General features: G+C 56.5%; 15 protein-coding genes. 4 read left to right on the top strand and 11 right to left on the bottom strand.

Annotated elements, in window-relative coordinates; translation table 11 throughout:
* Positions 1-76 precede the first annotated feature (76 nt).
* Complete coding sequence (locus GOX75_RS05280) at positions 77-2,686, top strand: TRAP transporter permease (protein WP_171121506.1); 2,610 nt, start codon at positions 77-79, stop codon at positions 2,684-2,686.
* Entirely contained in the window at positions 2,683-3,114 is a 432-nt protein-coding gene (locus GOX75_RS05275) for a universal stress protein (RefSeq protein ID WP_171121505.1), read from the top strand. The genes GOX75_RS05280 and GOX75_RS05275 overlap by 4 nt, the downstream gene beginning before the upstream one ends.
* Positions 3,115-3,117: 3 nt before the next feature.
* On the opposite strand, the gene GOX75_RS05270 is transcribed toward GOX75_RS05275, so the two are convergent.
* Genes GOX75_RS05270 through GOX75_RS05260 form a run of 3 tightly spaced genes read right to left on the bottom strand, consistent with a single transcriptional unit; the run spans position 3,118 to position 7,206 of the window.
* Positions 3,118-4,158, bottom strand: a complete 1,041-nt coding sequence (locus GOX75_RS05270; RefSeq protein WP_171121504.1) for a lipocalin-like domain-containing protein — start codon at positions 4,156-4,158, stop codon at positions 3,118-3,120.
* Complete coding sequence (locus tag GOX75_RS05265; RefSeq protein WP_171121503.1) at positions 4,148-6,562, bottom strand: ABC transporter permease; 2,415 nt, start codon at positions 6,560-6,562, stop codon at positions 4,148-4,150. The genes GOX75_RS05270 and GOX75_RS05265 overlap by 11 nt, the downstream gene beginning before the upstream one ends.
* Positions 6,559-7,206, bottom strand: a complete 648-nt coding sequence (locus GOX75_RS05260; protein ID WP_171121502.1) for an ABC transporter ATP-binding protein — start codon at positions 7,204-7,206, stop codon at positions 6,559-6,561. The genes GOX75_RS05265 and GOX75_RS05260 overlap by 4 nt, the downstream gene beginning before the upstream one ends.
* A gap of 170 nt (positions 7,207-7,376) precedes the next feature.
* On the opposite strand from GOX75_RS05260, the gene GOX75_RS05255 reads away from it, so the two are divergent.
* The gene (locus GOX75_RS05255; protein ID WP_171121501.1) at positions 7,377-7,811 is read left to right on the top strand and encodes an ion channel; all 435 of its coding nucleotides are present in this window, start codon (positions 7,377-7,379) and stop codon (positions 7,809-7,811) included.
* Here GOX75_RS05255 and cls read toward each other — a convergent pair.
* The 3 genes from cls to GOX75_RS05240 form a co-directional block, all read right to left on the bottom strand.
* Positions 7,808-9,220 (bottom strand): cardiolipin synthase, encoded by a 1,413-nt coding sequence (gene cls, locus GOX75_RS05250; RefSeq protein WP_171121500.1) that lies wholly within the window; start codon positions 9,218-9,220, stop codon positions 7,808-7,810. The genes GOX75_RS05255 and cls overlap by 4 nt on opposite strands.
* 23 nt (positions 9,221-9,243) lie before the next feature.
* Positions 9,244-10,218 carry an HAD family phosphatase gene (locus GOX75_RS05245; RefSeq protein ID WP_171121499.1) on the bottom strand — a complete coding sequence of 325 codons (975 nt, stop codon included), beginning with the start codon at positions 10,216-10,218 and terminating at the stop codon, positions 9,244-9,246.
* Between the two features lie 80 nt (positions 10,219-10,298).
* A complete protein-coding gene (locus GOX75_RS05240; RefSeq protein ID WP_371808157.1) occupies positions 10,299-11,909 on the bottom strand; it encodes an arylsulfatase in 1,611 nt (536 codons plus the stop codon).
* A gap of 198 nt (positions 11,910-12,107) precedes the next feature.
* Here GOX75_RS05240 and GOX75_RS05235 point away from each other — a divergent pair, with 198 nt between their 5' ends.
* Positions 12,108-12,788, top strand: a complete 681-nt coding sequence (locus GOX75_RS05235; RefSeq protein WP_171121498.1) for a Crp/Fnr family transcriptional regulator — start codon at positions 12,108-12,110, stop codon at positions 12,786-12,788.
* Positions 12,789-12,791: 3 nt separating this feature from the next.
* On the opposite strand, the gene GOX75_RS05230 is transcribed toward GOX75_RS05235, so the two are convergent.
* Genes GOX75_RS05230 through GOX75_RS05210 form a run of 5 tightly spaced genes read right to left on the bottom strand, consistent with a single transcriptional unit; the run spans position 12,792 to position 17,923 of the window.
* Positions 12,792-14,024, bottom strand: a complete 1,233-nt coding sequence (locus GOX75_RS05230; protein WP_171121497.1) for a BatD family protein — start codon at positions 14,022-14,024, stop codon at positions 12,792-12,794.
* The gene (locus tag GOX75_RS05225) at positions 14,021-15,526 is read right to left on the bottom strand and encodes a VWA domain-containing protein (RefSeq protein WP_171121496.1); all 1,506 of its coding nucleotides are present in this window, start codon (positions 15,524-15,526) and stop codon (positions 14,021-14,023) included. Before GOX75_RS05225 ends, GOX75_RS05230 begins: the two co-directional genes overlap by 4 nt.
* Positions 15,523-16,509: a VWA domain-containing protein gene (locus GOX75_RS05220; protein ID WP_171121495.1), complete on the bottom strand. Its 987-nt coding sequence runs from the start codon at positions 16,507-16,509 to the stop codon at positions 15,523-15,525. The genes GOX75_RS05225 and GOX75_RS05220 overlap by 4 nt, the downstream gene beginning before the upstream one ends.
* Positions 16,506-16,979 carry a DUF4381 domain-containing protein gene (locus GOX75_RS05215; protein ID WP_171121494.1) on the bottom strand — a complete coding sequence of 158 codons (474 nt, stop codon included), beginning with the start codon at positions 16,977-16,979 and terminating at the stop codon, positions 16,506-16,508. Before GOX75_RS05215 ends, GOX75_RS05220 begins: the two co-directional genes overlap by 4 nt.
* Positions 16,979-17,923 carry a DUF58 domain-containing protein gene (locus GOX75_RS05210; RefSeq protein ID WP_171121493.1) on the bottom strand — a complete coding sequence of 315 codons (945 nt, stop codon included), beginning with the start codon at positions 17,921-17,923 and terminating at the stop codon, positions 16,979-16,981. Before GOX75_RS05210 ends, GOX75_RS05215 begins: the two co-directional genes overlap by 1 nt.
* Between the last annotated feature and the right edge of the window lie 4 nt (positions 17,924-17,927).

Here is a 17,927-nt window from a genome sequence, read left to right as displayed (position 1 = left end):
GCGCCCTGCAACCCAAGCCCGGCTCGACCGGGCAGTAAATAAGGTCAAAAAGGCCGCATGACGGGGAGACATCTTGATGAGTTCCGACACCCAATCCAACCGACCGCTATCCGAAGAAGAGCTACAGGACCTTGTCGCCTCGTCCGATGCGGGCGGGCGTAACCCGGTCGGTAATGTCGGAATTTTTCTGGCTGTTGTCGCGGCGCTGTGGTCCGTGTTTCAGGTTGTTCTGGCCTCACCCGTTTCGAATGTGGTGCTGCCGGGCAGCGTGGTGAACAACTCGCGCCAGATTCATCTGGCTTTCGCCATGTTTTTGGCGTTTGCCGCGTATCCTGCGCTCAAGTCCAGCCCGCGGGATTACATTCCTGTGCAGGACTGGATCATGGGCGCGCTTGGCGCCTTTGTGGCGTTGTATGGGTATTTCTTCTACGACAAGATCGTAAACGCAGGCGGTCTGGCCGATGACACCGATAAATGGATCGCGCTGGGTGGTCTGCTGCTGCTGTTTGAGGCCGCGCGCCGTGCGCTCGGCCCCGCGATGGCGATCATCGCGACCATATTCCTGGCCTATGTCTTTTTTGGCTCGTCGGAATGGGTGCCCGAAGTTATCCGTTGGAAAGGGGCCAGCCTCAAGAAAGCCATGAGCCATATGTGGATTACGTCCGAGGGCGTGTTCGGCATTGCCTTGGGTGTGTCCACCAAATTCGTGTTCCTCTTCGTTCTGTTCGGTGCGCTTTTGGATAAGGCGGGGGCGGGGAACTATTTTATCAAGATGGCCTTTGGTGCATTGGGCCACCTGCGTGGCGGTCCGGCCAAAGCCGCCGTTGTGGGTTCGGCCGCGACCGGCCTGATCTCGGGCTCGTCGATTGCGAACGTGGTGACCACCGGCACTTTCACCATTCCGCTGATGAAGCGGGTAGGCTTTTCCAGTGAACAGGCAGGCTCGGTCGAGGTTGCCTCCTCCGTGAATGGTCAGATCATGCCGCCCGTTATGGGGGCTGCCGCCTTCCTGATGGTGGAATATGTGGGCATTTCCTATGTCGAGGTGATCACCCATGCTTTCCTGCCTGCCGCGATTTCCTACATCGCACTGGTCTATATCGTCCACCTTGAGGCGGTGAAGCGGAACATGCCCACGCTGGGTGACCGCGATGTGCATCTGGCGCGGACTGTTGTGGGAATGTTGTCCTTCTTCCTGGTCTTTGCCGGTCTTTGCTATGGCTCGCAGTTCCCGGTCGAGGCCGTGACAAGCTGGGCACCGTCCTCGGCGGGTTTGATCCTGAGCCTTATTGTCTGCGCGGTGTACGTGGCGCTGCTGTATCTTGCCGCGCAGGTGCCTGACCTTGAGCCCGACGATCCGAATGCCAAGGAAGTTACGCTGCCGGTGATCGCGGATATCTACAAAGCCGGTCTGCATTACCTGCTGCCGATCATCGTGTTGGTTTATTTCCTGATGATCGAACAGAAATCTCCCGGGTTGTCGGCGTTCTGGGCGACGACGCTGTTGTTTGTGATCCTGCTGACGCAGAAGCCGCTCAAGGCGCTGTTCCGGGGGCAGAGCAATCTTTATGACACGTTCATCGACGGGGTTGCCGACCTGTGGCAGGGCCTGATCGACGGCGCACGCAACATGATCGGGATCGCCCTGGCCACGGCCACCGCGGGTGTGATCGTGGGTACCGTGACCCTGACCGGAGTGGGGCAGGTCATGGCCGACCTGGTCGAGTTCCTGTCAGGCGGAAATCTGATCCTGATGCTGGTGATGGTCGGTCTGCTGAGTCTGATCCTTGGCATGGGCCTGCCGACTACGGCGAACTATATCGTGGTCAGCTCATTGATGGCCGGGGTTGTCGTTGAACTGGGCGCACAAAGCGGACTGATCGTGCCGCTGATCGCGGTCCATCTGTTTGTGTTCTACTTCGGCATCATGGCGGATGTGACACCGCCTGTGGGCCTGGCCAGTTTCGCCGCCGCTGCTGTATCTGGTGGGGATGCGATCAAGACCGGGTTCACCGCGTTCTTCTACAGCCTGCGCACCGTGGCGCTGCCTTTTGTGTTCATCTTCAACACTGACCTGCTGTTGATCGACGTGACTTGGGTAGAAGGGATAATCGTCGCGATATTTGCGACCATAGCGATTCTTGTCTTTACGGCGGGAACGATGGGGTACTTCCTGACCCACAGCCGCATCTACGAAAGCGTGGCGTTGATCGCGGTGGCCTTTGCATTGTTCAGGCCGGATTATTTCATGGACCGCATCGCGCCGCCCTATACATCGGTCGAGCCTGCTGCATTTGTGGAAACCATCGGGGAGACCCCGCCCGGAACCGAAGTACGCATGGTCGTCAGCGGCCCGGATTTCGACACGCTCGAGATGACAGACACAACCGTTGTTGTCACGGTCGGCAGCGAAGAGGGCGGCGCGGCGCGGGTTGATGCTATGGGCTTGCTTCTTCTGGAAGAAGACGGGTTGGTCAAACTAGAAGAACCGCTGTTTGGCACACCCGTGGCGGATGAACTGGATATGTTCGACTATTACGGCGATGACGCGGTGCGTTTGACCTCGGTCAGCCTGCCGTCCAGCCAGCCTCCCAAGCAATTGATCTACATTCCCGCTATGATCTTTCTGGGTCTGATCGCATTCCTGCAACGCGGCCGAGCCGCCAGACAAGAGGTGCCCGCATGACGAACTCGGTGCTTTGTGCCGTCGACATCAGCAACGGCGAACTGGATAGCAATGTCTTGAGCAAAGCCGCGGCTCTGGCGGATCAGGATAATGCGCAACTGGATGTGGTGACGGTGCTTCCCGATTTCGGGGAAAGCTGGGTTTCCGGGTTCTTCCAGCCAGACTTTCACGACAAGGCGATGGAAGAAGCGCATTCCAAACTGGTCGAGATGTGCGTCGCAGCGGTTGGCAAAGAGCGGAACGAAAAAATCCGCCATGTTGTCGCGACGGGAACGGCCTATCAGGAAATTCTGAAAACGGCCGAGAGCGCAGGCAGCGATCTGATCGTGATCGGGGCGCATAAACCGGACCTGAAGGATTACTTGCTGGGCCCGAACGCTGCGCGGGTTGTGCGGCATTCGACGGTTTCGGTCTACGTCGTGCGCTAGGGCTCAGTATCCTGTCATCTCAAGGTATCCACGCCCCGAGTGGCTGCCCGAGATCGTAACCGGACCTTCCCAATATTCGAACCTTGTCGCCATCCAAGCCTGGGGCGTCAGTGCGGACACTTCGACATCGAGGTTCCGGTCAGGCAGCGTCACGCGCCAGCGGGTCGGGATCGTGCGGCCAGCGACCGTGGACGTTTCCAGCGGGCTGAACGTGACGGACCCATCGGGCAGGGCGGTTGTCTGGCCATCTGCCGAGATCAGGGTCGCCGCGGTAAAGTCACTGCGATCCCCGCGAAGGCGAAACGCCATAAGTTTGTTCCCGTCGTCGAAGCTCAGCGAAAACCAGTCCCATCCGCTTTGATCTGCTGCCAGTGGTTGCGATGACCATTCGCGATCCAGCCAGCCTTTACCGGTGACCGCGATATCCTGATCCGGCAGGTGTAACGTGCCCTCGACCGCGAAAAACGGCTGAGAGTAATAGTAGCTGGCCTGTCCATCCCCTGATTTCACCGAATATCCCTGGTCGCCGTGAAACACCAGCGGGCCCTGAGCGTTCAGGTTTAGGTCATATCCGAAATTGCCCCCATTGGCCGAAAGGGACAGCTTATTGATATCCGGTCCGCGCATGTGCCATTCGTCTATCCAAGCCTCGAACGGTTGCGCCGTCACACCAGCCTGCCCGATGCCGCCGCGTGATAGTCTTTCCGCAAAGTAGTGGTGATCCGGGGTCGTAACCGCCGCGTGCGCCATCCATAGTTGGGGGCTTTGCCAACCCTCGGTTTCTTTGGGTTTGAGGGCAGAACGAAACAACGTCCATTGAATACCGTAGGGCCGCCCGTCCTCTCCGGTCAGGTTTGCCGTTAGGTACCACCATTCAATGCGAAACGACGGGTGTGGGCCGTGATCCTGCGGAAACTTGAATCGGTATTCCGGCTGCGGAATGTCGAACCCTTCAGCCGATCCGCCCAACCCCGCATATCCTTGGGCCTGCGCGAAGGATGGAAGCAGCAGAGCAAGGATCAATAGCCACGATTTAACGTTCATTGGCGAACACCCTTAGCAATTCAGCCGGAGGCAGGCGCATAAGGCGCATGGCGGGTAAAGCCGCTGCAACCAAAGCCGCCAGCAAGGTTAGAAGGAATAATCGGGCCCAATCTGCGGGAAACAGGTACATCGGCAGGCGCCAGCCAAATGCCTCGACATTGATGATGGCCAAAAGGGTCCAGGCTAGAGCCAAGCCAAGGGGCAGCGCAATAATCGCGGTAATCGCCGCCAGCAACACGCTGCGCAACAGCTCAAACTGCGCGAGTCTGGCGCGGGTCAGGCCCAACGCCCAAACGGGGGCAATCTGCGGCAGGCGTTGAGTCCAGAGGGTCAGCAGGCTGGTCAGAATGGCGAACCCCGCGACACCCAGCGTCAGCACATTCAGCGCCGAAGTGACCACAAAGGTTTTTTCAAACACGGCCATGGACTGTGCCTTCATCGCGGCCTGTTGGATCACGGCCTGCCCTGGAAGGTCAAATCTGTCCCGTAGCGCGTCTGCCAGTTCCGTTGCACTTTCGGCGCGCGTACGTATCCCGAAGCGCCTTGCCTCAACCCCCGGGGCGATTTGATCCAGCCGCGTCATCGAGACAATCGCTTGTCCAGTTGGGTTGCCATAGTCAGAGTACACGCCAGCAACGGGCAATGTGTATTCACGGTTGATTATAAGATCGTCACCGGGCCACAGGTCCTGACGGCGGGCGAGTTGTTCATTGATCAGCACCGCTTCGCCCGCATTCACGCGATCCCAGACATCCGCACCCGAGGCGATCAGAGGCCAATGCTGGCGGTAGGTTTGATCGTCGACGACTCCGTACAGAAAAAGGGGTCCGCTGGGATGCGCCAGTTCCACGCTGCGAATTGGCAGAATTGCGTCTACTTGCGGCGCTAACCAATTTGAGATTTCGCGCCCTTGCTGGTCATCCTTTGCCGTCAGATACAGCTCGGACGTCAGGCGTTGATCCAGCCAGCCTGTGAAGGTCAGGCGAAAGCTGGAAACCATCGTTCCAACGCCGATATTGGCCGCAAGGGCCAGTAGAAGCGCCATCAACGCCAGGGATAGGCCGGGCAACTGCGCGCGCATATCCGAACAGATCCACTGGGTTATTGGGCCTTTGGTAAAGCGTTGAAAAATCGAGATCACCAGCGAAAGCAAGGACGGCAAGAGCAGCGCCGCACCCAGCAGCATGCCGGCAACCAGTGTAAACCCGGCGACCAATCCACCAATGGACAGTTGCACGATGATGCCGACCAATATGATCAACAGGCCCAAAAGCGGGGTGGTGAAACCGTTAAAGGCGGCTGTCCGCCACGCTTGAACTCCGGCACCGGACAGCAGGGGCATATGGGACAATCGGATTAGTGCGTGACCACTGGCCAGCAGCGTTCCGCCCAGAGCCATTGCCAAACCAGCCACCGCCCATTTCGGCTGTAATGCAATTTCGCCGCTTACCGGAGCGCCGTACAGCCCCCGCAAGGTTGCTGCGACATCAGGCAAGAGCGCACCCGCCAGAAAGTACCCAAGCATCAGCCCTGCCAACCCGCCGAACAGTGCCAGCAAGGACAGTTCCAAAAGGATCACCCAGACCAGTCGCCGCATGGAAACGCCAAGCGCCCGCAGCGTTCGGATCATCCCCCGACGCTGCGCAAAAGCCAGCCCAACCGTTCCGTGCACGATGAACAGGCCAACGGCGAAAGACAACAGCCCAAAGGCTGACAGGTTCAAGTGAAAACTGTTGGTCAGTTGCGCGGTGTCCAGTTGCGACGACGCTTCGACCCGCTCTAGCTCGGGTGTAATCGCGGCGATTTCACGAAGCGTGCGTGGCTGGTCTGGCAGAATGATCAGCCTTGAGATTTGGCCCTTCCTGTCCAGCAAAACCTCGGCCACACCGATATCTGTCAGGATCAGATCAGGGGGAAGGTCCGGGCTTGTCAGAACGGGCGGCAGTCCGGTTTGGTTGCTCAGAAACCGCGCCAAGTCAGGTGAGGCCAGCAACCGACCGGGGGCGGTCAGCATGTCAGCCGGGTCCGGTGCGGTGGCGCTTTGCTCAATGCGCGTAACAGCAGGCAGCGCTGGATAGGCGACCATGTCAACGCCCATGACGCGGATGCTGCGCCCCCCTATGCGCGTGGTTTCTTCCAACACGGCCGCAACTTGCCATCCGGCCCGCCGCAATGACAGATATCTGTCGATCGTGATTGGACCAGCCGGATTTCTCAACTCGTCGTGTTGTCCCAGCGCGAGTTGTTCGTTGGCGCGCTGATAGCTTGCCCGTGCTTCGGCGTTGATAGCCTGAACGGCTGACCACAGGCCGGTCGCCAGCGCAATCCCGATCAACAGGGTTGCAAGTTGCAAGCGGTGCCGCCGCCAATGAGACAGCAGCACCTGAATAATCGCGACAGTCATGTGATACGCCCACCGGACAGATGCGCTCGTCGGTCCAGCCGTGCGGCAATGTCCTGTGAATGCGTGACCAGCAGCAGCGCAGACCCAGTTTCGGCTACGAGGGATAGCATGAGGTCCAGAACGGTTGCGCTGGCGGTTTCATCCAGATTTCCGGTGGGTTCATCTGCAAGCAGCAGTTTAGGCTGCGCAGCCATAGCGCGCCCAATCGCAACACGCTGCTGTTGGCCGCCCGACAGATTTTCGGGATAGCGGTCCAGTAAATCCGACAGCCCCAGTCTGTCCGCAAGATGGTTTGACCATGTGTCGTCCGGTCTTCCTGCCAGACGCGCGTGAAAGGACAAGTTCTGTGCGACGGTCAAAGAAGGGATCAGGTTGAATTGCTGAAACACCAAAGAAACGCTCTGGCGGCGCAACGCGGCACGACCGGGATCATCCAGCCCGGACAGATCGGTTCCGTCCAGCGTGATCTCTCCGCCGTCGAAACTGTCCAGCGCGGCGGCAAGGTTCAGCAGCGTGCTTTTCCCGTTGCCGCTTTCACCGGTAAGCGCAAGCGTTTGCCCCTTGTCCAGCGCCAGTGAGACACCGCGCAGGACAGGGCGCCCTCCGGGATAGGATTTCTGAACATTGTCTATTTTCAACAGCATCAGTCAGCCTCGGGTCGTATTTGCAACAATGTGGAACCCACCCGGGCAGAGTCCAGACCCGACACAGATTCGGTTCTATTCGTCGCGGTGCCCGACGCGGGGTTGTGAGCCTTTGCCTAAACGGTCATTCTGACGCTGCATTCACTGACCAAGACAAGAGATACCGAATTATGACCTTAGCGCAGCAGATTCTTTGGGGCAGTATCTATCTTGGTATTTGCTTTTTGATTGAACTTGTTCTGCTGACTTGGTGCACGCAGACGATCCGCAGCATGGCGTTGAAACTGGAAGAAAGTAAACGGTTTGTCACAATCGCCGCACCGATCTGCGTTGCCTTGGTGTTTATCGTCGCGATTCACACGTTTCAGGTGTGGCTATGGGCGATCGTCTGGGTTCTTGGGGAAACCCTGCCGGATTGGAATTCGGCGCTTTATTTCTCTTTGGTGACCTTCACAACGCTTGGCTATGGCGACATCGTTTTGGGTGAGGACCTGCGGATTTTTGGCGCGTTTGCTTCCGTCACGGGTTTGCTGGCCTTTGGATTGTCGACGGCCTTTATGGTTGCCCTGATGACTCAGGTGTTCAAAGAGGAATTGATGTCCTAAAGGATCGGGGCAAACAGCCGCGCCAGTGGAGAGCCAAAGCGGATAAAGGCGGGTTGTTCAGGCAAGTTCCGCTCTAGTTCGTAACAGTCTTTGAAATCGGCCTTTAGCATATCGTCCACAGCCTGCGCTGCGCGTTCGTCAAAGAACAAGGCCATCGCCTCAAAGTTCAATCGGAAAGAGCGATTGTCCAGATTGGTCGTGCCGACCGCCGCAAGAGTATCATCAACGACAAATGCCTTTTGATGCATGAACCCGTTGGTATAGCGAAAAACGCGCGCACCGCATTCGCGAATTTCGTCAAAATAGGCAAAAGCGGCCAGCCAGGGCAGGCGGTGGTCAATCACGTCAGGCACAAGAATTCGAACATCCACTCCGCGCAATGAGGCATGTTGCAACGCCGTCATGATGTCGATGTCAGGCACAAAATAGGGGGATGCGATCCAGATTCTTTCTTTCGCTGCAGCGATGGCGGCGAAGAACATCATTGCCCCGGTCTCGGTATCGTCGCCGGGACCTGTGGCGACCAGAAGCGCGTTCATGTCCTGCTCGGCCTCTGTTCCGGCCCAGTCCAGTTGATCAATCAGATCCTCTTCATGTGCCCAATGCCAATCTTCGCAGAAGATAAGTTGCAACTGGCGGACAATATGGCCGAACATTTTGATATGCGTATCCCGCCAATGGCCGAAATGCGGGTCCTGTCCCAGATATTCGACACCCACATTGTGACCGCCGATAAAGCCGGTTTCCCCGTCAATGATCACGGTTTTTCTGTGGTTGCGGTAATTGAGCTGAAACCGGTTTTGCGGGCCGCGTCGGTCACGTGGATTGGCGATCTCAACCCCTGCAGAGCGTAGTTTGTCCAGATACGCCGTGGGCAGGCCATAACTGCCGACCGCATCGGTCATGAATCGAACACTGACACCGCGTTCAGCCGCTTCGATCAGCTTTGCCTGAAGTTGTTGGCCCAATGCGTCATCGCGCACGATGTAGAACTGGATCAGGACGTAATTCTGCGCGGCGTCAATCGCCTCGAAAATGGAATCGAACGTGGCTTGACCGTCGATCAGCAACTCGGCCCCGTTTCCACGAGATACAGGCAGGTGCGCCAGCGCCTCAAACGGTCTTGGGTTTACCTGCATTGTGTCGGGGTCGGGTTTTGAGAAATCGGCGAAAGTCTTGATGCCTTCGACCACGGTTTCGCTTTGTTTGCGCGCAATCCGATACCCGCGAAATCGGTGGTGCCCTAAAAACAGATAGAGCGGCACGCCGAACACCGGAGCGGAGATCAACAAGACAACCCATCCAACTGCACCCTGTGGCGTGCGCGCCGTTTGCGCCGCCCGGATCGCAAAGAGGATCGCGGTGACATATAGGATAAAGACAAACGCAGAAACAAGTAGTGTCCACATGGGGTTATCAGTCTCTGTTCTACCTAGTTTGCCCCAGTGTAGACGCGTTTCCAATCTTCCGCCATATCGACTATGACCCATCCCATGTCCGGGCCTTTGTCCAGCCCGTCAACAAGCTTGCCAATCGGGCTTTCGCGGTCATAGGCCCATTCACGTTCAGAATCCGTGTGATGGATCAATACCCCAAGACGATTGCCTTCCCCAGCAGTCGTCCACTCCAACATCGCAAAATCGCCATCCGAGTTGCCAGCCGCCAATATGGGACGTCGGCCAATTGTACGTTCTATGTTGATGGGTTTTCCCTGTTTGTCGTCGATGAACGCAATTCCGGGTGACTTTACAATAGTGGGCGTACCGTCGATGGATTCGTATGTTGCGTCAGCATATGTGCCAAGCACTTGCTCGGGTGGAATGCCATAGGCGTCTTCGGCGAAAACGCGCATGAAGTGCAGGCCGCCGCCGGACACGATATAGGTGCTAAAACCCTCGTCCCGGAGATACCGCAGAAGTTCCACCATCGGCTGATAGGTCATTTGGTCGTAAGGCAGGCCCGTGTCAGGGTGGCGCGCTGATTGCAGCCAGTCGGCTACGGAAGCCTGAAACTCATCGACGCTGGCGCCCGCGTGTGAGGCGTTGATTACCTCGATCAATGCTTCATGCCCGCCTTCTGCAATGGTTTGGACATCGCCTTTGGCTGCGGCTTCCAAAATGGGGGTGTTCAGGATGGACGGGTCTGTTTTTGCAAGTTCTTCAATCCGATCCATGGCAAAGATCAACTGAAAATAGACCGGCTGTTCGGCCCATAGAGTGCCGTCGTTGTCGAATACTGCGATCCGTTCGGCTGGAGTTACATAATCCGAGTGGTTTGGGTCGGTCACCGTGCTGACGAATTCAACGATCCGTGACTTGGAGTCTCCATCATCCCAACTGGGCAGCGGGTCGGCGAACAAGGTCGTCGCTGTTATCGAAAGGAACGTGGTGAACAGAGCTGCCTTCATAGGAAATTCCAAAACCCTAAATAAATATCTTAGAAGGGCCGCCATGTGCGTGGCGGCCCCTTGTTTGTTGTAGTCTGGCCTTAGTTGTTTGTCGGTGTGGCCAGTTTCTCCATCACTTGATCCAGGTTGAAGCTGGCCGCCTTCTGTCGAGGCGGGAATTCCTGGAATGTTTCAAGGAAGGATCCGACATACTGCTGCGCAGGCACCAAGAAGTACGCACGTTCCAGCAACCAATCGTAATAGGTGTTGGACGTACGATAGGCCCGTTCATACGGATCGCGGCGCAGATTGACGATCAGCGGAATGCGCAATTCGGTCCACGGCTCGATCCACGCACGAAGCGTTGCCCAGGCTTTCTGCTCAAGGAAGATCAGTTTCCAATCCTCAAAGCGCAGCGCGGTCAGGTCGCCATCGTCTGAGAAATAGAAGATCTCCTTACGCGGGCTTTCGGTCGCCTCACCAGTCAGCAGGGGTAGAATGTTGTAGCCATCCAAATGCACCTTGTAATCACGGCCCATGCCCGAAGAGCTGTATCCCGCCTTCAGCTTGTCCTTGATTTCCGGATCACCGGCGACGGCCAGATAGGTTGGCAGCCAGTCCATATGGTGAACGATCTCGTTGGTTACAGAACCGGCTTCGATCTTGCCGGGCCAACGCACCATTGAGGGCACACGCCAGCCGCCTTCCCAGTTGGTGTTCTTTTCGCCCCAGAACGGGGTCGCCGCCGCATCAGGCCACGTGTTCATATGGGGGCCGTTATCGGTTGAGTAGTGGACGATGGTGTTGTCGGCGATGCCGAGTTCATCCAGCAGATCAAGCAACTGACCAACATGCATGTCGTGTTCGATCATGCCAGCGGTGTATTCGTCAGCCACTCCGCCAACGATTTCGTTGGCTTGAGCGCGCATCTCATCCTTGACGTGGGTCCGGAAGTGCATGCGCGTCCCGTTCCACCAGACATAGAAAGGCTGACCCTGTTCGTGGGCACGCTTGATGAAGTCGATCGCTGCGGCAACGGTTTCGTCATCCACCGTTTCCATACGCTTTTTAGTCAGCGGACCGGTGTCTTCGATGGTGCCGTCGGCCTTTGACTTGATCACCCCGCGCGGGCCGTAGGCTTCGCGGAAGGTGCGACCGTCAGCCAGTACAGTATCACCGGGATAGTCTTCGTTTTCGGGCTCTTCCTCGGCGTTCAGGTGATACAGGTTTCCGAAAAACTCATCAAAACCGTGGTTTGTCGGAAGATGTTCATCCTTGTCGCCTAGGTGGTTCTTGCCGAATTGACCCGTGACATAGCCATGATCCTTAAGCAGACCGGGTATGGTCGGATCTTCGACTTGCATACCAAGATCGGCGCCCGGCAAACCCACCTTGGACAGCCCGGTCCGAAATACGGATTGACCCATGATGTAAGAGGATCGACCGGCGGTACAGGATTGCTCGCCGTAGTAATCGGTAAAGATCATTCCCTCTTTCGCGACACGGTCGATATTTGGCGTCTGATAACCCATCAGACCCATCGTGTAGGCCGAGATGTTGGATTGCCCGACGTCATCGCCCCAGATCACCAGAATATTTGGCTTTTGGTCTTGCGCCCATGCGGGAACCGCCAGCGCGACCGCAACCGTTGCGACAGCGAATCTACGTAAGCCCCAGCGCCAAGTGTCTGCCATTGAACGTGGTGGTGACATGGTTTTCTCCCGTTTTTCTGGGCCCTGTACGACCCTTTGTTGAAACTTAAATTTGGCGCGATAACTAATTAAAAACGCGGCCTGAAAGTTGGTTCGATATTGATCTGCGATAATGCGTGATAGAAGGAATCGAACGGAATTAGCATAGGCGATGATCTGTGTTAAAAACTTATCATTTGACGAGTTTGGAAAATTCTAATGTTAAACAAATCCAACAATCTTAAGACCTTGCGGAAAGGCGGCTGGTTCAGCAACCGTTCGACCGCATTTCAGCGCGACTTGCTGGAGTGTGGAATCGCGAAGGACTTTGAAGCGAGCGAGGCATTGTATCATTATGGTGATACAGTGAACGGTATTTTCGCCGTCCTTGAGGGGGGCGTACAGATAACCGTGCCAGCCGATGATGGGCAGGAGTTCGTCATACACCGCGAAGGCGCAGGTTTCTGGGTTGGCGACCTGGCTTTGTTCGCCGATTCCTCAAGGCTGGTCAGTGTTGTCGCGACACAGTCAACCCGCGCCCTGTTCTTTCCAAACTCGCGTGTCACGAAGTTAGTTCAGGAGAAGCCTGATTATGTTAGGGATTTCTATGCGCTCAGTCATGAGAATATGCAGACCGCGCTGCGTATCGTGGCGAACCTTGTAGTGACTGGTACGGAAAAGCGCCTTGCGCTGCGCCTTCTCCATCTGGACGAGGGCACTTCGAAGTCCGACGGTTGGATTGAGGTGTCGCAAGAGGAGCTGGCCGAGATGATAGCGGTCTCGCAACCGACACTTCACCGCAGTCTGCACCGCCTTGCTGATCTTGGTTTGGTTGAGGTGGGCTATGGCCGCGTGCTTCTAAAGGACCGGCGTGGCCTTATTGCAAATTGTCAGAACTAAGCATCATGGGTTCAATGGGGGCAACGAATTGGCGTTAGCCCCTCGCGGCCGGACAAAGGTGTCAAGGGTGGCGATAGCCTCGGACCAATGCGGGGCCTGCCGGCCGGCATCAGACCCGTAGCGTGTTGCGCCGATCAATGCCAATTGCGCTTCAAGCTTATGTAAATCCATGGGTGTTTCTGCGCGTGCCTTCAAAAGATCCAGTGCCGAATAGGCGCCTGACAGGTCGTGGTTTTTCAAAGACAGCCTGAGCTGTGCAAGGGCATATTCGGCTGAGGACCTATAAGCACGTTCGCGCTCTTCCCGGCGCGTCCTGAAGCGGGTTGCAACCCAACGCCAGCCGGTCCAGATCATCAGCAACACGAGTGTTACCCCTAAGCCAAGCCTAAGAAGATCGCCCATGTCTTTCGGGGGCGTTTTGGGTGCAGCCAAGGTTAAGTCGACTGCAGGGATATCAACAGTTTCAACCTGTTGGGTTGTCAGGTTGAACCAGTCGATCGAAACAGCAGGAAGTTGCGTCTGCCCACCTGCCTGAGCCAGATAGACAACTTCATCAACGCGCTGACCTGACAAAACTCCGCGATCTTCAGCTTCGGTAAAACGCGGCTCTTTTGGGTATGCACGCAGAAGTTCATCCTGATTTTCCGGAATCAGAGGAGGTATCAAGATCGGAGTAGTCCCCGAAATTTTGGCTGTGAGCTTTCGCGTAATCGCGCCTCCGGTTTGAATGTCAGTGTCACCATCCAGCGTTTGTTCAATGGAAAAGTCCGACGCCAGAATAAGCGGGTCCAGATTTTGCGCTCCTTGCGGGACCACAGCGTCAAAGGATATCGGTGGCAGCGGGACTGAAACCTCAATCGGTGCGTTGGTATCAGGATCGGCGTAAGTAACCAGAATATCCATCTGGCCCAGCTGGATTTTTCCAACTTGCAAAGGATAAAGGCGATAGCTGCGCTGAACACCAGACCACGTGTCGCCTTGCACAGTTTCGCTGACCGGGCCGGATGCGCGCTCGGGCAAGCGGACCAATAAGTTTTCTTGCTCCAATGACGGAAAGACCGGAGGGGCCGGCATGAAGGTAGGAACCAAAACCTTGACGCGCAAAATGGTGGGTTGCCCGATGATCACATCGCCCTCTGCAAGGTCCACAGTTACAAGTGGGGCAATATCTGTTGGGGTCTGTGGTGTGACCACCGTCGGCAGGAACAGTAAAATGAGGAATAGAAAGTATCTCATTGCGATTGTACCTGATTTTCCAGCAGGAACCGGTTTCTCAGAAAGTCCTGCATGTCGGTATCAATTGCGCTGATCCACTGGTCTGCAGACATCGGCTGCGCTACTTCGGTCTGGGCTTGCACCGTGGTGTCCTGACCACGCGAGTCTTCATTGTCGAATACTGTATCATCCGCGCCGATTCCGGCCTCTTCGCTGGTATCCGATTGCTCTCGGGTGGTTTCGACATACTCCAGAATTGCCGTCGCAACTTCCAAATTGTGCTGGGCTTCTGGCCAGTCTGGTCGACGCTCTAACGCGGTTTCAAATGCTGCAATCGCTGGGCGGTACTCGCGGTTACGGATGCGCGCCATTCCTTCCGCAAACGCGGCTTCAGGTGTGTTCAACGACGAAAAGGCCTCGGTCGCCTCAGGATAGCGGCCTGCTTTGAGCATGGCGTATCCTTGATGGTAGGGGTCCTGAAACAAATCGGCCGCGTCAGAAAAGCTCTTTTGGTTCATGGCGATTTGGCCTTGTTGATCAGGTGTCAGGAACCAGTCCTTCCAACCTTCGGCCCACGCATGACCGGATGGGTGCGTGATGAATAACATCAAAAATGCCCACCGAATGACCCAGCCGCGCCGGAACCACAAAAGTGAGAGCAACGCCGCAGGCCAAGCCAAAATCCAACCCTGATCCTGCCAATCCAACTGATCCTCTTCGTCCAGAGCGTCGACATAGGCGTTGTGAATACTTCTGTTGAGCCGCGTAACATCCTGATCACCAGCCGAAAACGGCACCACGGTTGTGGATGTTAACGCGTCTAGCTGAACCAGTTTTTCACCTTCTGGCAGCATCGTAAGAAACAACAGGTCAGCCTCTGCACTATTCATTGCCTGAACCTGCGACGGGTCGATATCGTCCAGCACAAACAAAATGGCGCCCGGGGTTTCTGCATCGGCGAGTATGTTCTGGGCCAGTGCTAGGGCATCGGCTGCCGCGTCGCCTTTCAGCGGCATAACGGCGGGCGTTAGCCCCTCCAGCAGCGGGCGAAGGATGTTGGCATCCTCGGTCAGGGGGGCAACGCGGTGCGGACTGCCTGCATACGCGATCAAAGCGGTCCGCGCCCCTGAGCGCGTGTTGATCAGATCGGTGATCTTGTATTTCGCACGCTCAAGCCGGGATGGGGGCAGGTCGGTGCCTTCCATGCTTTCGGTGACTTTCAGCGCAATAACCAACGGCGCGGTGTCTGCAATCAGTGGGTTGGGGACGCGCGACCACGTTGGGCCCGCGGCGGCCAAGGTGACCAGCACTGCGATGGCCATGACCCCGTCTACGGGGTTCAGCTTGCGTTTGTCCGTGTCGCCCACCTCAAGGGCTTGGGCCAGGTGCGGGGCGATACCGTCTGGAATTTGAGTGGACCGTTCCGATCTTGGACGGATCAGCCACCAAACTGCAAAAACCGGTATCAGGAAAAGAAGCCAAGCCGCTCGGATAAAGTGGAAATCTGCGAGTGCCTCAATCATCGAACACTCCGCCGGTGTTGCGCGATATGAAATCCTGCGGAACTGAACAGGATCACGGCAATGACGATTAAAAGCGGTATATGGGTAAGGCTTTCGCGCGGTCGATAGCTTTGGGTTTCAACAACTCTTGGATTTTGCTCGTCGATCTGTTGGTAGGTCTGCGTCAAAGCGGCTTCGTCATCGGCAAAGAAGTATTGTCCGCCAGTCGTTTGCGCGATGTCTTGAAGGGCTTGCAAATCTACGCGGTCTTCACCTGTTGCGTTCGGGTCGCCAACTCCGATCGTATAAATGACCACATTTTTGTCCGCAGCGATTGCCGACGCGTTGACGGGTGTCATGCGGCTTGACGTGTCGGCCCCGTCGCTGAGGACGATCATCAGGCGCTGATCGACTTCGCTCGAGTCAAACAGCCGTATGCCCAACCCAATGGCATCGCCAAGCGCCGTGTTCGGCCCAGCCATTCCCACTTCAGTCTGGTCGAGGAACCCATTCAAACTATTCAAATCTTCGGTGAACGGTGCCTGCACAAACGCGCGTGTCCCAAAGATGATCAGGGCCATTCGATCCCCCTGACGCGCGGCAATGAAGTCCCGCAGTACATCTTTGACCGCTGCGAGGCGCTGTTTGGGGGTTCCATCCTCGGACGTGAAATCCCGTTGGTCCATTGACCCGGATATATCTAGGGTCAGGACCACATCCCTCGCCGATTTTTCCACCACGATGGGATCCGCCAGCCGTTCAGGGCGTGCCAGCGCTGTAACCAACAAGACCCAAACGAGCGTCGCAATTATAGATTGCAACCATGTTCGTCCTAGAATGCTTGATCCGGTTTTGGGTTCAAGGCCGGTCGCGGCCGCAATGTGCCGGAAAAACGGAATGCGTGTGGCTTGCACCTTTTCCTTATGTGGTGGGGCGAACCAAAACACGACCAAAGGCAATGGCAACAGAACAAAAACCCAGGGCGCAGCGAAGGTGTAGGTCATGCCCCTTGGTCCCTTTTGTGGAGTTTGATCCAACTGCGAACCAGATCGGGGACGTCGGTGTTTTGAACGGTTTCTTGATACGGTGCGGCAAGGAGGACTTCGCCGGAGGCGCCTTTAAATTCTTTCTTTTCATACGTCTGATTTAAAAAATTCAACCACTCTTGCCCGTGAAGACTTGCCACAGTCGCACGCGGAAAAGCGACCAGAGCGGTCCGCCGCAGAATCTCGGCCGCGCGTGCCGCATTGGTTCCGGCCCGCTCCAGTTCTGCAAGGGCCGAGCGTCGGTAGGCATTTGCCGACCAATGTCGACGGGCCAGATAGAAGCAATAGGTCAAGGCCGCTGCCAGCACCACTGCAAGAACCGCCCAACCCCATGTTTGCGGGGTCATTGCGATTGGATCTGGGGCCGGAGCAGGCTCTAGCATATCCAAAAGTTCAACCAGTGATTTGCCCGAAACATCGACCGCCATCATCGTCCCCCCGGATGCCCGAACAGCTTCAGCAACTGATCCAGAGCAGGGACCGCTGTTGTCAGAGGGACAATTGGGAAGCCACAGCGGCGGGACCACAGGTTCAACTGCGAAAGCCTGTCCTCCATCGCTGATCTGATGCGATCGGGCAGATCAGGGATTGAGCTGTCGATTTCGATCTGGTTGTCCCCGTCGGATACCGTCAGTTTTACCCCCGGAGGTAATGCGCGCGAACTTGGATCAAAAACATTGAAAAGGATCAGATCATTTGATCGCGATAACCTGCTGAAAAGACGTTCGGACCTGTCGTTGATCCCGTCGAAGTCGGAAAACACGCACACCAAGGCGTTCGTGTGTGCAAGTCGGACTGCCTGTTTCAGTACGTCGTTCAGTGTCACAGTTGGTTTTGGGCGCAGCTTCGCGTTCAGGCTACAATTCAATTCTCCAACAGATGATAGGAACCGCGTCAGTGCAGCAGGGCGCCGTTGCGGGTGATGCTCGGCCAAGTCCGTATCACCGAAAACAATCCCGCCAACACGGTCGCCTTGCCCCAGAACCCGATGTGCGGCAATGGCCGCGGCTTCTGCCGCGATCACGGATTTCATATAGACCTCGGTTCCGTAGAACATGGATACCCTTTGGTCGACCAACAAAAGGGCGGGGCGATCGCGCTCTTCCGTATAGACCCGAACATGGGGTGTGCCGGTGCGTGCGGTGACCTTCCAGTCAATTGTTCGAATGTCGTCACCCGGCAAATACGTGCGCAATTCCTCAAAGTTCAGCCCACGTCCGCGTAAACGCGATGCGTGACGTCCATTGAGGATTGATCGCGCGGGTTGCCGGGGCAAAAGGCTGAGCGATCGCGATTTCGGACCCAGCCGTTGTAAATGTTCGGCATTCACATGGATGCGCGTGTCTGAGAGATATGTGGCTGTCTGCGCCATGTGG

This window comes from Ruegeria sp. HKCCD7251 (genome assembly GCF_013031165.1).
Classification (GTDB): domain Bacteria; phylum Pseudomonadota; class Alphaproteobacteria; order Rhodobacterales; family Rhodobacteraceae; genus Ruegeria.
This window is presented reverse-complemented; position numbering and strand designations above follow the sequence as displayed.

Bases quoted from the DNA above. Each gene is read 5' to 3' on its own strand.
- GOX75_RS05280 (WP_171121506.1), top strand. From the start codon at position 77: ATGAGTTCCGACACCCAATCCAACCGACCGCTATCCGAAGAAGAGCTA.
- GOX75_RS05275 (WP_171121505.1), top strand. From the start codon at position 2,683: ATGACGAACTCGGTGCTTTGTGCCGTCGACATCAGCAACGGCGAACTG.
- GOX75_RS05270 (WP_171121504.1), bottom strand. From the start codon at position 4,158: ATGAACGTTAAATCGTGGCTATTGATCCTTGCTCTGCTGCTTCCATCC.
- GOX75_RS05265 (WP_171121503.1), bottom strand. From the start codon at position 6,562: ATGACTGTCGCGATTATTCAGGTGCTGCTGTCTCATTGGCGGCGGCAC.
- GOX75_RS05260 (WP_171121502.1), bottom strand. From the start codon at position 7,206: ATGCTGTTGAAAATAGACAATGTTCAGAAATCCTATCCCGGAGGGCGC.
- GOX75_RS05255 (WP_171121501.1), top strand. From the start codon at position 7,377: ATGACCTTAGCGCAGCAGATTCTTTGGGGCAGTATCTATCTTGGTATT.
- cls (WP_171121500.1), bottom strand. From the start codon at position 9,220: ATGTGGACACTACTTGTTTCTGCGTTTGTCTTTATCCTATATGTCACC.
- GOX75_RS05245 (WP_171121499.1), bottom strand. From the start codon at position 10,218: ATGAAGGCAGCTCTGTTCACCACGTTCCTTTCGATAACAGCGACGACC.
- GOX75_RS05240 (WP_371808157.1), bottom strand. From the start codon at position 11,909: ATGTCACCACCACGTTCAATGGCAGACACTTGGCGCTGGGGCTTACGT.
- GOX75_RS05235 (WP_171121498.1), top strand. From the start codon at position 12,108: ATGTTAAACAAATCCAACAATCTTAAGACCTTGCGGAAAGGCGGCTGG.
- GOX75_RS05230 (WP_171121497.1), bottom strand. From the start codon at position 14,024: ATGAGATACTTTCTATTCCTCATTTTACTGTTCCTGCCGACGGTGGTC.
- GOX75_RS05225 (WP_171121496.1), bottom strand. From the start codon at position 15,526: ATGATTGAGGCACTCGCAGATTTCCACTTTATCCGAGCGGCTTGGCTT.
- GOX75_RS05220 (WP_171121495.1), bottom strand. From the start codon at position 16,509: ATGACCTACACCTTCGCTGCGCCCTGGGTTTTTGTTCTGTTGCCATTG.
- GOX75_RS05215 (WP_171121494.1), bottom strand. From the start codon at position 16,979: ATGGCGGTCGATGTTTCGGGCAAATCACTGGTTGAACTTTTGGATATG.
- GOX75_RS05210 (WP_171121493.1), bottom strand. From the start codon at position 17,923: ATGGCGCAGACAGCCACATATCTCTCAGACACGCGCATCCATGTGAAT.